Origin of the sequence: Pseudomonas sp. SH10-3B (assembly GCF_019891415.1) — a bacterium.
In the GTDB taxonomy this organism is placed as follows: domain Bacteria; phylum Pseudomonadota; class Gammaproteobacteria; order Pseudomonadales; family Pseudomonadaceae; genus Aquipseudomonas.
In genome coordinates this window covers 157,393-171,453 of record NZ_JAFLXD010000007.1, presented here as the reverse complement: position 1 = coordinate 171,453, position 14,061 = coordinate 157,393, and the positions used below count along the sequence as shown (strand labels likewise).

Genomic DNA, 14,061 nt, shown 5'->3' with positions numbered 1-14,061 from the left:
AATTGACCAAAAATCATGAATAAATACTTTTAATTCAAAGGCTTAATATATTGATCCATGCGCAACTAAAAAATAGATAGTTTTATTAATGTTCGATTATCGCTCAGTTGCGGTTGACGGGCGGCGCCGGCTGTTTCCATTCTTGGCTCGCGAAGCCGACCCGGCCAAGCGTGTGTCACCCCAAAAACAACAACAAAAAATGGACATCGAACATGCCAGAACTCCCTATGGAGCACGCCGTTGCAGCGGCGCCCGTCGCCTGTGTGTCGAACACCACTCCACGCCTGCTCATGGCATGCCTGGCCTTGAGCGTGTTGCCCACTCCGTTGTGGGCGGCAGGCTTTATCGACGACAGTCACGGCACCTTGACCCTGCGCAATTACTACCTGGACCGCGACTACAAGGACGACGGGGCGAAGACCGCCGCACGGGAATGGGCCCAGGCGTTCATCCTCAACCTGGAGTCGGGCTACACCCCGGGCCCGGTGGGCTTTGGCCTGGATGTGCGCGGGTTGATGGGGGTCAAACTCGACTCGTCGCCGGACCGCAGTGGCACCGAGTTGTTGCCGGTGTCGGCCAGCGACAAGCGCGCCGCCGATGAGTACTCGCGCCTGGCCCCGACCGCCAAGCTGCGGTTTGCGCAAACCACGGTCAAGGCCGGCGATGTGTCGATCTTCCTGCCGTTCGCCTTTGCCAGCCCGTCGCGCCTGCTGCCGCAAACCTTTCGCGGCACCACCTTGAGTTCCAAGGACATCGATGGCCTGACCCTCAACACCGGCTACATCGACCGCATCAACAAACGCGACTCCACCGACTACCAGGCCATGACCATCGCCTCGCCCAACCGGCGTTTCAACGCCACCGCCACCACGTCGCACCTGGCGTATGTGGGCGGTGACTATCAGGTCAACAAAGACCTCAGCCTGCGCGTCTATCACTCCCAGGTCGCGGACCTCTACCAGCAGGACACCCTGGCGTTGCTGCACAACCTGCCGTTGGGAGATGGCGTGCTCACCAGCGACCTGCGCAGCTTTTTCAGTCGCGAGGATGGCAGTGCCAAGGCGGGCAAGGTGGATAACCGCAACCTTTCAGCCCTGTTCGGCTACCGCCTTGGCGGCCATCGCGTCAGCCTTGGCTACATGCACTCGAGCGGGGAGACGGCCACCCCCTATATCTCTGGCACTGAGTTGATGGGCATGAGCGAACTGACCATGAGCTCGGACTTTCTCAACGCCAAGGAGCGCACCTGGCAGGCCATCTATGACTATGACTTCGCCGCAGCGGGTGTGCCGGGGCTCAAGAGTCGGCTGCGCTATGTGCGCGGCGACAACATCGAACTGGCGGCTTTCAACGCCGAGGATCGCAAGGAGCGCGAGTTCCAGATGGAGTTGGGCTACGTGATCCAGGATGGTCCGCTGAAGAACGTCGGGTTCATGGCGCGCAAGTCGATCTACCGCAATGACTTCCCCAGCGGCGCGGCGTTTCGCGATGAAAACCAGACCCGTTTCCTGGTGCTCTACACCGTGGCGCTCTGGTAGGCCGATCAGTCCTGGTAGACCTTCTTCAGCAAGCGCAGCAGCTCTTCACGTTCCTGGCCGTCGAGGGCGGCCGTGGCGTCGAGGTCACTCTGGGCGGCGATCGCCTTGAGTTCCTTGAGCAGGGTTTCGCCGCTCTTGCTGAGGAAGATCCCGTAGGAGCGCTTGTCCGGCTTGCAGCGTACGCGCACGGCAAGGGCGCGGCTTTCCAGCTTGTTCAGCAACGGCACCACCTGGGGCGGCTCGATGGCCAGTGCGCGGGCCAGATCGGCCTGCATCAGCCCGGGGTTCTGCTCGATGATCGCCAGGGCCGAGAACTGCGCAGGGCGCAGGTCGTGGTCCGACAGCCGGCCGATCAGGTTCTGGAACAGCTTGAGCTGGGCGCGGCGCATGGCGTAGCCGATCAGATCGTCCAGGGCCGAATCCAGCGGCGCGCGTACGTCGGCGTTATCGGGCAGGGCCTGGCTGGCGTCGGCGAGGTTGGAAGGCTTGGCCATTAACAGTGCAATCCTCAAAAGGTGGAGGTTAAGAAGGCTATCTAGTTTGCCGAGGTTGGCGAGCCATGGCTATGCCGGCTTTTCACAACGCCTGAAAAACGCAGGTTTTACCGCAAAAAAATATTGGTTATCCAGATTAATAGTTAATTGACATAACTATATTTGCGGTTTAATTTCGAATCATCTTCAAACCCAGAACAAGAGCGTACCGCCATGAGCAATTACGAAGGCCGTTGGACCACCGTCAAGGTTGAGATCGAAGAAGGCATCGCCTGGGTCATTCTCAATCGCCCGGAAAAACGCAACGCCATGAGCCCGACCCTGAACCGGGAAATGATCGACGTCCTCGAAACCCTGGAGCAGGACCCTGCCGCTGGCGTGTTGGTCCTGACCGGCGCGGGCGAAGCCTGGACCGCTGGCATGGACCTCAAGGAATACTTCCGCGAAGTGGACGCCGGCCCGGAAATCCTCCAGGAAAAAATCCGCCGCGAAGCCTCGCAATGGCAATGGAAACTGCTGCGCATGTACGCCAAGCCGACCATCGCCATGGTCAATGGCTGGTGCTTCGGCGGTGGTTTCAGCCCGCTGGTGGCCTGTGACCTGGCGATCTGTGCGGACGAAGCGACCTTCGGCCTCTCGGAAATCAACTGGGGCATCCCGCCGGGCAACCTGGTGAGCAAGGCCATGGCCGACACCGTGGGCCATCGCCAATCGCTGTACTACATCATGACCGGCAAGACCTTTGGCGGGCAGAAAGCCGCCGAAATGGGCCTGGTCAACGAAAGCGTGCCGCTGGCTCAACTGCGCGAAGTGACCATCGAACTGGCGCGCAACCTGCTGGAGAAAAACCCGGTGGTGCTGCGTGCCGCCAAGCATGGCTTCAAGCGCTGCCGCGAATTGACCTGGGAGCAGAACGAGGATTACCTCTACGCCAAGCTCGATCAGTCGCGCCTGCTCGACACCGAAGGCGGTCGCGAGCAGGGCATGAAACAGTTCCTCGACGACAAGAGCATCAAGCCTGGCCTGCAGGCGTATAAACGCTGAAGGGCGCGGCCGCCTGGCCGCGCCGTTGTACCCTGCTTGAACGTATTCCCGATAAAGACAATAAAGAGGAATCACCATGCTGGACGTGCCCCTGTTGATCGGCGGCCAGTCGTGCCCCGCCCGTGACGGTCGAACCTTCGAGCGTCGCAACCCGGTGACCGGTGAAGTGGTCTCGCGGGTGGCCGCCGCGACCCTGGACGATGCCGACGCCGCCGTAGCGGCCGCCCACGCCGCGTTCCCCGCGTGGGCCGCGCTGGCGCCCAACGAACGCCGCACCCGCTTGCTCAAGGCTGCCGAGCAATTGCAGGCGCGCAGCGCCGAATTCATTGCCGCCGCCGGCGAGACCGGCGCCATGGCCAACTGGTATGGCTTCAACGTGCGCCTGGCGGCCAATATGCTGCGCGAAGCGGCGTCGATGACCACCCAGATCACCGGTGAAGTGATCCCCTCCGACGTTCCCGGCAGTTTCGCCATGGCCTTGCGTCAGCCTTGCGGCGTGGTACTGGGCATCGCGCCGTGGAATGCCCCGGTGATCCTCGCCACACGTGCCATCGCCATGCCGTTGGCCTGCGGCAATACCGTGGTGCTCAAGGCCTCGGAATTAAGTCCTGCGGTGCACCGCCTGATTGGCCAGGTGTTGCAGGACGCCGGCCTCGGCGATGGCGTGGTCAACGTCATCAGCAATGCCCCGGCGGATGCCGCTGCGATTGTCGAGCGGCTGATCGCCAACCCGGCCGTGCGCCGGGTCAACTTCACCGGCTCCACCCATGTGGGGCGGATTGTCGGCGAACTCTCGGCGCGTCACCTCAAGCCGGCCTTGCTGGAGTTGGGTGGCAAGGCGCCGTTGCTGGTGCTCGACGACGCCGACCTCGACGCTGCGGTCGCGGCAGCGGCCTTTGGCGCCTATTTCAACCAGGGCCAGATTTGCATGTCCACCGAGCGCCTGATTGTCGATGCCAAGGTCGCCGATGCGTTCACCGCCAAGCTGGCGGCCAAGGTCGCGACCCTGCGCGCGGGCGATCCCGTTGCAGCGGATTCGGTCCTGGGTTCCCTGGTGGACGCCGGCGCCGGCACACGCATCAAGGCCCTGATCGACGATGCCCTCGCCAAGGGCGCGCGGCTGGTGGTGGGTGGCCAACTGGACGGCAGCATCCTGCAGCCGACCCTGATCGATGGCGTCACCGAACACATGCGCCTGTACCGCGAAGAGTCCTTCGGCCCGGTGGCGGTGCTGCTGCGCGGTGACGGGGATGAAGCCTTGCTGCGCCTGGCCAACGACTCCGAGTTCGGCCTCTCGGCGGCGATCTTCAGCCGTGACACCGGGCGTGCACTGGCCCTGGCCCAGCGTGTCGAGTCGGGCATTTGCCATATCAACGGCCCGACCGTGCATGACGAGGCGCAGATGCCGTTTGGCGGGGTCAAGTCCAGCGGCTACGGCAGCTTTGGTGGCAAGGCCTCGATCGAGCACTTCACGCAATTGCGCTGGGTGACCTTGCAGAACGGGCCACGGCATTACCCGATCTGAGCAGGCGTCGCGACATAACAATAACAAGGCGGCGTTGATCCGCCTTGCTGGAGGACACCCTTGTGAGTTCCGAATTCAGACCGCAACCCCAGCCCGCACCGCGATACCGCGAGGTCTCCATCGGCCACGCACCGGTGGCGGTCACTGAAGAACACGGCGTGCTGCATATGCGCTCCCTCGAGCCCCTGGCCGAGTTGCCGGCGCGCTTGCTCGATCGCCTGGTGCATTGGGCCCAGGTGCGCCCCGAGCAGACGTTTATCGCGGCCCGCCAGGCCGGTGGTGATTGGCGCCGGGTCAGCTACCGCGAGATGCTCGACAGCGTGCGTGCGATTGCCCAGGGCCTGTTGAGTTACGGGCTCTCGGCGCACAAGCCGCTGGCATTGCTGTCGGGCAACGACATCGAGCATTTGCAGGTCGCCCTCGGCGCGATGTACGCCGGTATTCCTTACTGCCCGGTATCGCCGGCCTACTCGTTGTTGTCCCAGGATTTTGCCAAGCTGCGGCATGTGTGCGACCTGCTGCAACCGGGGCTGGTGTTCGTCAGCGATGCGGCGGCTTACCAGCGCGCCATCGACGCTGTCTTGCCGGCCGAGACCCCGCTGATCAGCGTGCGCGGCCACGTGCCTGGGCGCACTCAGGTCAGCTTCGCCAGCCTGCTGCAAACGCCGGGCGGCGCCGAGGCCGATGCGGCGTTCCAGGCCACCGGCCCCGACAGCATCGCCAAGTTTCTCTTCACCTCGGGCTCGACCAAATTGCCCAAGGCCGTGGTCACCACCCAGCGCATGCTCTGCGCCAACCAGCAAATGCTGTTGCAGACATTCCCGGTGTTCGGTGAGGAACCGCCGGTACTGGTGGACTGGCTGCCGTGGAACCATACGTTTGGCGGTAGCCATAACGTCGGCATCGTGCTCTACAACGGCGGCACCTTTTACCTCGACGACGGCAAGCCCACGGCCCAGGGCTTTGCCGAGACCCTGCGCAACCTCAAGGAGGTTTCGCCCACGGCCTATTTGACGGTGCCCAAGGGCTGGGAAGAATTGGTCAACGCCCTGGAACAGGACGCCGAGTTGCGCGAACGGTTTTTTGCGCGGATGAAACTGTTCTTCTTCGCCGCCGCCGGCCTGTCGCAAAGTATCTGGGATCGCCTCGACCGCGTGGCCGAACAGCACTGCGGTGAACGTATCCGCATGATGGCCGGGCTGGGCATGACCGAAGCCGCGCCGTCCTGCACCTTCACCACCGGGCCGTTGTCCATGGCCGGCTATATCGGATTGCCTGCGCCGGGCTGCGAGGTGCGCCTGGTGCCGTTGGACGGCAAGTTCGAAGGGCGCTTTCGCGGGCCGCACATCATGCCGGGGTATTGGCGGGCGCCGGAGCAAACCGCCGCGGTGTTCGACGAACAGGGTTTCTACTGTTCAGGTGACGCGATCAAGCTCGCCGACCCGCACCAACCGCAATTGGGGCTGATGTTCGACGGGCGGATTGCCGAGGATTTCAAGTTGTCTTCCGGGGTGTTTGTCAGTGTCGGCCCGTTGCGCAATCGCGCCGTGCTCGACGGCGCGCCCTATGTGCAGGACCTGGTGATTGCCGCGCCGGACCGCGAATGCCTGGGCGCCCTGGTATTCCCCCGGCTCTACGAGTGCCGTCGGCTGGCCGGCTTGAGTGCCGACGCCAGCGACGCTGAGGTGCTGGCCAGCGCGCCGGTACGCCAGTGGTTCGGCGACTGGTTGCAGCGCCTCAACCGCGAGGCCACCGGCAATGCCAGTCGCCTGGAATGGATTGCCCTGCTCGACGAGCCAGCGTCTATCGATCGTGGGGAAATCACCGACAAGGGTTCGATCAACCAGCGCGCCGTGCTGCAATGGCGTGCGGCCAAGGTCGAGGCGCTGTATCGCGGCGAAGAGGCCACGATCCTGCGCGCCGGGCCCAAGCCTTGAGCAGCGCCGGGCAGTACTCGGCGTTTGCCGATGCGGCGATTTTCGAGGCGGTGCGCACGCCGTGGGTCGACCTTGGCGGCGCACTGTCCCAGGTGTCGCCCATCGACCTGGGCATCAAGGTCGGCCGTGAAGTGTTGGCGCGGGCCGGCATCGACCCCCAGGCGGTGGACAGCGTATTGGCCGGCTCCATGGCCCAGGCCAGTTTCGATGCCTACTTGCTGCCACGGCATATCGGCTTGTACAGCGGGGTGGCGCAAGCGGTCCCGGCACTGGGGGTGCAGCGCATCTGCGCCACCGGTTTCGAGCTGCTGCGCCAGGCCGCTGAACAGGTGTGCGACGAGGTGCAACTGGCCCTGTGCGTGGCCAGTGAATCCATGTCGCGCAACCCGATTGCGGCCTACACCCATCGGGATGGGTTTCGACTCGGCGGCGAGGTGCAATTCAAGGATTTTCTCTGGGAGGCCCTGTACGACCCGGCCCCCGGCCTGGACATGATCGCCACCGCCGACAACCTGGCGCGCCGTTATGGCCTGAGCCGCAAGGCCGTGGACCGCCACGCCTGCGACAGCCATCAGCGTGCCTTGCAGGCGCAACGTGACGGCGCGTGGGCGGAAGAAATCGTCACGGTCGATAACCAGGTGTTCGAGCTTGAGGGGTACCAGCCGAGGGGCATCAGCCTGGCGCGTCGGGCCAGTGCCGTCAGCGCCGACAGCCACCCACGTCCCACCGACCTTGACGCCCTGGCACGCTTGCGCGCCGTGCATGCTGGCGGCGTGCAAACCGCCGGCAACAGTTGCGCGGTGGTCGATGGTGCGGCGGCGGCTTTGGTGGGGCGTGCCTCGGCCTGCACGCGTCCGGCCCTGGCGCGGCTGTTGGCCAGCGCGGTGGTCGGTGTGGCCCCCGAGTTCATGGGCATCGGCCCGGCACCGGCGATCCGCCTGCTGCTGCAACGCAGCGGGTTGAACCTGGGTGACATCGGCCGCTTCGAGATCAACGAAGCCCAGGCCGCCCAGGTACTGGCGGTGGCCCATGAACTGGAGCTGGACAGCACCCGCCTCAACGTCCAGGGCGGCTCGCTTGCCCTGGGGCATCCCCTGGCCGCCACCGGCCTGCGCCTGGTGATGACCCTGGCCCGACAGCTGCGCCAGCACAACTTGCGCTACGGGATTGCCGCAGCGTGCGTGGGCGGCGGGCAGGGCATGGCGTTGCTGATCGAGAACCCTGTCTACCGCGCTTGATGGTTTTTTATCCGATGAGGTGTCCCGATGTGGAGCTATGAGGCGCCCCTGCGCGATATGCAATTTGTCCTTGAGCACTGGTTGCAGGCGCCCGATACCTGGCAGCGCCACCCGGCGTTCGCGGCCCTGGACCTTCCGCTGGCGCTACAGGTGCTGGAGGAGGCGGCACGCTTCAGTCAGGGCGTACTGGCGCCGTTGAATAGCAGCGGTGATCGCCAGGGCTGCCGCTGGCAGGCGGGCCGGGTCAGCACCCCGGACGGCTTCGTCGAGGCCTATCGCGCCTATGTCGACGGTGGCTGGCCGGCGCTGGCGTGTGCCGAGGAGCAGGGCGGGCAGGGCTTGCCGCAACTGCTCGATGCGGCGCTGCAAGAGATGCTCTACGCCAGCAACCACGCCTGGGCCATGTACACCGGGATCGCCCACGGCGCCTACCTGTGCCTCAAGACCCATGCCGCTCCGTGGTTGCAGGCGCGCTACCTGCCCGACATTGTCAGTGGCCAGGCCTTGCCCACCATGTGCCTGACCGAGTCCCAGGCCGGCAGCGATGTCGGCTTGCTGCGCTGTCGCGCGCAGCCCCAGGCGGATGGCAGTTATCGCCTCAGCGGCAGCAAGCTGTTTATCTCCGGCGGCGAGCACGACCTCACGGCCAATATCCTGCACCTGGTGCTGGCGCGCCTGCCCGATGCGCCACCGGGCAGTCGTGGCATTTCACTGTTCCTGGTGCCCAAGCACCTGGACGATGGCCAGGCCAATGGCGTGCACTGCGATGGCATCGAACACAAGATGGGCATCAAGGGCAGCGCCACCTGTTCCCTGGTGTTCGACGCCGCCCAGGGCTGGCTGATCGGAGAGCCCAATCGCGGCCTGGCGGCGATGTTCGTGATGATGAATTCGGCGCGCCTGCATGTGGGCCTGCAAGGCCTGGGGCATGTCGAGGCGGCTTGGCAGAACGCTCGCCAGTACGCCGCCGAACGCTTGCAGATGCGTGCGCCGTCAAGACCGGAAGAGGTGGTCGCCCAAGCGGCTGACCCGATCCGTTATCACCCGGCCATGCGCCGCGTGTTGCTGGAGCTGCGCACCACCAGCGAGGGCATGCGCGCCATCGGCTATTGGGCGGCGCACCTGCTTGATCAGGCCGAGCATGACCAGCACTCGTCGGCCGCGCAGTTGGCGCCGTTGCTGACGCCCATCATCAAGGCGTTTTTCACCGAACAGGGTTTTCGCCAGGCCAGCCATGCGCTGCAGGTGTTCGGCGGTTACGGCTACGTCACCGAGTTCGCCATCGAGCAAACCCTGCGCGACAGCCGTATCGCGATGATCTACGAGGGCAGTAACGAGATCCAGGCCAATGACCTGTTGCTGCGCAAGGTGCTGGGGGATGAGGGCCGGGCCTTTGGCCTGCTGCTGGCCGAGTTGCGCGCCGAGGCCGGGCAGGGCGGACAGTATGTCGAATGCGCAGGCTACTGCGGTGCGTTGGGTAGCCTGTGCGACACGTTGGCCCGTGTGGTGAGCGCCATCCGTGAACGGGCGCACGAGGACAGTGAATACCCCTATCGGGCGGCGCCGGATTTCCTCCAGCTCTGTGGCGTCGCGTTGCTGGCCTTTGCCTGGGCGCGGGCCGCGCGGGTCTCCAGGGCACTGCGCGAAGACGATCCGCTGCGTGCCGCCAAGCTGCAAAGCGCCGGGTTCTTTTTCGATTACCTGCCGTCGCGGCTGGCCCAGCACCTGGGCGCCATAGACGGGGCACGGGCAGCGCTGGCGTTCATCTGACGCGGCCAGGTGCTTGCGGTACTACTTGCGGTACCATGGCGGCTCACGTTTTCTGGAAGTTGCCTGGATGAGTAAACCCGGTCAATTGGTGCTGGTTGCACTGCGCAAGATGATTGCCAGCGGGGAGCTGGCGGCGGGCGAGCGGCTGATGGAGATTCCCACGGCGCAGTTGTTCGGCGTGTCACGCATGCCCGTGCGCATGGCCTTTCGTACCCTCGAACAGGAAGGACTGCTGGTGCCGTTTGGCGGGCGCGGCTATCAGGTGCGTTCGGTCAGCCCCAGCGACATTGCCGGCGCCGTCGAAGTGCGTGGCGTGCTTGAGGGCTTGGCAGCGCGTCAGACCGCCGAGCTGGGTTTATCCGATGCGGCACGTGCGGCGCTGGAGCACTGCCTGGTGGAAGGCGATCAACTGTTCGAAAAGGGCTACGTGACCGAGGATGACCTTGAGGTCTATCACGACCTGAACATGCGCTTTCACCAGGTCATCGTCGAAGGCAGCCACAACCCGGCGATCGCCGACGCGCTGGCCCGCAATGATCACCTGCCGTTCGCCTCGGTGACCGCGCTGGCGGTGGATCGCGAGGACATGGCCCGCGAGTACCGACGCTTCAACTATGCCCACATGCAGCACCATTCGGTGTTTGACGCCCTGGTCAATCGCCAGGGCGCGCGGGCCGAAGCCATCATGCGTGAGCACGCCAATGCGACGTTGCGCTATGCCGAGATCTTCAGCTCAGCCACCGCCGCCGCGCGCATGAAGGTGATTTTGCCCGCGTCGTGACACCTGTCAGATATCGAGCACCAGCAGCGGGGTCTTCGAGCGTGAACAGCAGGGCGTGAACTGGTCATTCAGCGCCTGTTCCTGCTCGGTGAGGAACAGGTCGCGGTGCTCCGGTATGCCCTCCAGCACACGGGTCAGGCAGGTGCCGCAAATCCCCTGTTCGCAGGACACGGCAATCTCGATACCGTGGCTTTCCAGAACCTGGACCACGGTCTTGTCGGCGGGGATTTCAAAGACCTGGCCGCTGCTGCCGAGCTTCACCGAAAAGCCGCCGTCGAGGCTGCTGTCCACCGGTGCCGCGCTAAAGTATTCGCGGTGCAGGCAGTCTTCCTGCCAGCCCTGTGCGCGTGCGCTGTCGAGCACATGCTGCATGAACCCGCCAGGGCCGCAGACATACAGGTGCACGTCGTCTGCGGGCGCCGCCAGCACCTGGGCAGCATTCAAGGCCGTGTGCGGCTGCTCATCGAAATGCAGGAACACCCGCTCGGCAAACGGCGACGCCTTGAGCCGCTGCACAAACGCCGCACGCTCACTGGCGCGGGCGCAGTAATGCAGTTCGAAGTCGGCCCCCGCATGGGCCAGACGTTCGGCCATGCACAGGATCGGAGTGATGCCGATGCCACCGGCAAACAGCAGGCTGCGGCGCGCGTCGTGGGCCAGGGGGAACAGGTTGCGTGGCTCGCTGATGGTCAGGCGGGTGCCCTCGTGGACCTGCTCGTGCAGGCTGCGCGAGCCGCCCCGGGAGGCCGGGTCCTTGAGCACGCCGATCAGGTAGCGATGACGTTCCTCGGGGTAATTGCACAGGGAATATTGCCGGATCACCCCATCGGGCAGGTGCACGTCAATATGCGCGCCGGCACTGAAGGCCGGCAGCGGCTGGCCATCGACACTGGCCAGTTCATAGCTGCAAATGTCCTGGGCTTCGTTGTTACGGGATACCACCACCACATCGATCATGTTCAGTCCTCGCAAAATTGTCGCGCTGTTCAGGCGGTGGTGGTGGCGATCAGTTGCGGTTCGAGGGCGCGTTCCTTGGCAATCAGTCGCTCCAGGATCTTGCGTGACTGCACGCCACCCGCGTCGATATTCAACTTGAGCAGGTTGCGCTGCGGATGGGCCAGCAGGTTCTGTTGCTGGCGTTCGAGCATTTCCAGGTCTTCGCTGAAAATCTTGCCCTGGCCCTCGCGAATGCTTGCGGTCAGTGCCTCATCGTGGGGGTTGAAGTTGCGCGCCATGCCCCAGAAGTACCAGATCGAGGTCTCGGTTTGCGGGGTGATGAAGTCGACCACGATGCTCGCAGCCTTGTGTTCGGGGGCGGCGTTATAGCCACCTTTGCCGGCGTGGGCCACGCCGACTTCGATCAGCACATGGCTGGGCGGGGTGAAGCGGCAGATCTGCCAGCGGTCCACCGGCACGTCATCGGCGAGGTTATTACCGCGCAGGGCCATGCGCCAGAACGGCGGGGCCATGATGTTTTCCATGTGCCGGGCGGTGACGACCTCATCGCCGTCCACCGTGGTCACGGGCGGCGCTTCGTCGATTTCCTTCTGGCCGATGCTGGAGGCGTGCACGTAGGTTTCGTGGGTCAGGTCCATCAAGTTGTCGATCATCAGGCGGTAGTCGCACTGGATATCAAACAGCCCGCCGCCATAGGCCCATTGATCACTCACGGCCCATTCCAAGTGGTGGATCAGCGCCGGGTCGGCCTGGGCCTGATCGCCGGGCCATACCCAGATGAAGCCGTAGCGTTCAACGGCGGCAAAGGTCTTGTTGCACGGAAAGCCGCGTACCCGCTGGCCGGGCATTTCCACGGTCTTGCCGTCGCCGCCCATGACCAGTCCGTGGTAGCCGCAGACCAGGTTGCCGTTCTCGACATACCCCAGTGAAAGCGGCGCCCCGCGATGGGGGCAGAAGTCCTCGACCGCCACCACGGCGCCTTCCTGGCCACGATAAAACACCATCTTTTCGCCGCAGATCTGTCGACCCAGGGGCTTGTGCGCGATTTCATCGGGGGTGCAGGCGACATACCACGTGTTCTTCGGGTACATGATGACTCTCCAGGCGGCGGATTGTTTTTATTTAATGGATCCATTAAATGGCTGGCCTGATGGAGAGTCAATCTATTGTGGTTTCTTTATTGGGCGATTATCGGACGATTACGTTTCAATGGATCCACTGGTTGGATTCAGTAGCGAATCATCACCGACTTCAACTCGGTGTAGTCCTCGATGAACGCACTGCCGAACTCCCGGCCTATCCCCGAGGATTTGTTGCCGCCAAACGGCACCGCCGGGTCCAGCATCGTGTGCATGTTCACCCACACCGTGCCCGCCTCGATGGCGGGCACCATGCGCAAGGCTTTGCTGAGGTCGTTGGTCCACAGGCTGGCGCTCAAGCCGTAGGGTGTGTTGTTCATCAAGGCCAGCAGTTCTTCTTCGCTGTCGTACGGCAAGAACGTGGCAATGGGGCCGAAGGTCTCCTCGTTGAGCAGGGTGTCGTCGACGCTGTTGGCGAGGATGATCGTCGGTTCGACGTAACAGCCAGGACGGTCGATCAGGTTGCCACCGTGAATGATGCGGTTGTTTTCGGCGCGGGCCTTGGTGAAGAACTCGCCGAGTTTGAGTTGGTGCTGGCGGTTGGTGACCGGGCCGAATTCGGTGCGCTCATCCAGGGGCGAGCCGATGTTCAGCGCGCTCAGGCGCTGGGCCAGTTTGCCCATGACCGCTTCGATCTGCGAACGGTGCACAAAGAAGCGTTCGGCGGCGGCGCAGATTTGCCCGGAGTGCAAAAAGCCCGCTTCGATGATGCCGTTGACGGCCTTGTCCAGGTCCACATCGCGCAGGAACCCTGCCGAGTTTTTTCCGCCCAGTTCAAGGGTAGCCCGGGTCAGCCCGGCGCCCATGGCACTCTGGCCCACCGCAATCCCAGTCGGCACGGAGCCGGTGAACGACACCTTGTCGGTGCCGGGGTGTTCGATCAGGCCTTTGCCGACGCTGCCGCCGCCGGTCAATACATTCAGCGCACCGGCGGGAAGGCCGGCGTCAATCGCCAGCTCGGCGATGCGCAGGATGGTCAGCGGGGTGAACTCGCTGGGCTTGATGATGATGCTGCAACCGGTCACCAGCGCCGAGGCGAGTTTCCAGATGGCGATCATGGTCGAGAAATTCCACGGCACGATGCCGACCACCACCCCGACCGGCTCGCGCAGGGTGAACGCGGTGTAGCGCTCGCCGGCGAAGGAGGGCAGCGACGGAGTGATGGTCTGGCCGCTGATCTTGGTGGCCCAGCCCGCGTAGTAACGCAGGAAATGCGCGGCCTGGTCGACTTCGAAAGCACGGGAAATCTGGATGATCTTGCCTGACTGGCAGGTTTCGAGCTGTGCCAGTTCTTCGCGGTGTTGCTCCAGCAGGTCGGCCAGCTTGAGCAGTACATTGCCGCGCACCGCCGGTGCGACCTGCGACCACTGCTTGAAGCCTCGGCTCGCCGACGCCACGGCTGCGTCGATGTCGGCCGGGTCGGCGTCGGCGACGTCGGCGATGACCTGGCCGGTCGCCGGGTTGATCACCTCCAACCGCTGGCTGGAATGGCTCTCGACGTAGCCACCGTCGATGAACAACGTATGGTTTCGACGGAGGAAGGCTTCAACCTGGGGCAGCAGTGGAATATCGCTCATGGGGTTTTTCCTGGTGGCAGACATTGAAAAGCCCGAGGTTAATCGCAGTGGCCGGAACGGG

General features: G+C 64.0%; 11 protein-coding genes. 7 read left to right on the top strand and 4 right to left on the bottom strand.

Translation table 11 applies throughout. From position 1 onward, the window contains the following. The first annotated feature begins 212 nt into the window (after positions 1–212). Entirely contained in the window at positions 213–1,538 is a 1,326-nt protein-coding gene (locus tag J1G35_RS08330; protein ID WP_223014507.1) for an OprD family porin, read from the top strand. Positions 1,539–1,543: 5 nt separating this feature from the next. Here the strand turns inward: J1G35_RS08330 and J1G35_RS08325 are convergent, their stop codons facing one another. Further along, positions 1,544–2,032, bottom strand: a complete 489-nt coding sequence (locus tag J1G35_RS08325; protein ID WP_223014505.1) for a MarR family transcriptional regulator — start codon at positions 2,030–2,032, stop codon at positions 1,544–1,546. A 213-nt stretch (positions 2,033–2,245) separates the two neighbouring features. Here J1G35_RS08325 and J1G35_RS08320 point away from each other — a divergent pair, with 213 nt between their 5' ends. The 6 genes from J1G35_RS08320 (at position 2,246) to J1G35_RS08295 (ending at position 10,327) form a co-directional block, all read left to right on the top strand. Further along, the gene (locus J1G35_RS08320; RefSeq protein ID WP_010567568.1) at positions 2,246–3,076 is read left to right on the top strand and encodes a p-hydroxycinnamoyl CoA hydratase/lyase; all 831 of its coding nucleotides are present in this window, start codon (positions 2,246–2,248) and stop codon (positions 3,074–3,076) included. 76 nt (positions 3,077–3,152) lie between these two features. Next, positions 3,153–4,601, top strand: a complete 1,449-nt coding sequence (locus J1G35_RS08315; RefSeq protein WP_223014503.1) for an aldehyde dehydrogenase — start codon at positions 3,153–3,155, stop codon at positions 4,599–4,601. Positions 4,602–4,663: 62 nt separating this feature from the next. Next, positions 4,664–6,538, top strand: a complete 1,875-nt coding sequence (locus J1G35_RS08310; protein ID WP_223014501.1) for a feruloyl-CoA synthase — start codon at positions 4,664–4,666, stop codon at positions 6,536–6,538. Then, entirely contained in the window at positions 6,535–7,776 is a 1,242-nt protein-coding gene (locus J1G35_RS08305; protein WP_223014499.1) for a thiolase family protein, read from the top strand. Before J1G35_RS08310 ends, J1G35_RS08305 begins: the two co-directional genes overlap by 4 nt. Before the next feature lie 27 nt (positions 7,777–7,803). Beyond that, the gene (locus J1G35_RS08300) at positions 7,804–9,546 is read left to right on the top strand and encodes an acyl-CoA dehydrogenase (protein ID WP_223014497.1); all 1,743 of its coding nucleotides are present in this window, start codon (positions 7,804–7,806) and stop codon (positions 9,544–9,546) included. Between the two features lie 67 nt (positions 9,547–9,613). Beyond that, positions 9,614–10,327: a GntR family transcriptional regulator gene (locus J1G35_RS08295; RefSeq protein WP_053139700.1), complete on the top strand. Its 714-nt coding sequence runs from the start codon at positions 9,614–9,616 to the stop codon at positions 10,325–10,327. A gap of 6 nt (positions 10,328–10,333) precedes the next feature. On the opposite strand, the gene J1G35_RS08290 is transcribed toward J1G35_RS08295, so the two are convergent. From J1G35_RS08290 to J1G35_RS08280, 3 genes are all read right to left on the bottom strand, one after another. After that, a complete protein-coding gene (locus J1G35_RS08290; RefSeq protein ID WP_223014495.1) occupies positions 10,334–11,284 on the bottom strand; it encodes a PDR/VanB family oxidoreductase in 951 nt (316 codons plus the stop codon). Positions 11,285–11,313: 29 nt separating this feature from the next. After that, entirely contained in the window at positions 11,314–12,375 is a 1,062-nt protein-coding gene (locus J1G35_RS08285; protein WP_027603468.1) for an aromatic ring-hydroxylating dioxygenase subunit alpha, read from the bottom strand. Between the two features lie 137 nt (positions 12,376–12,512). After that, a complete protein-coding gene (locus J1G35_RS08280; RefSeq protein WP_223014493.1) occupies positions 12,513–14,000 on the bottom strand; it encodes an aldehyde dehydrogenase family protein in 1,488 nt (495 codons plus the stop codon). Positions 14,001–14,061 lie beyond the last annotated feature (61 nt).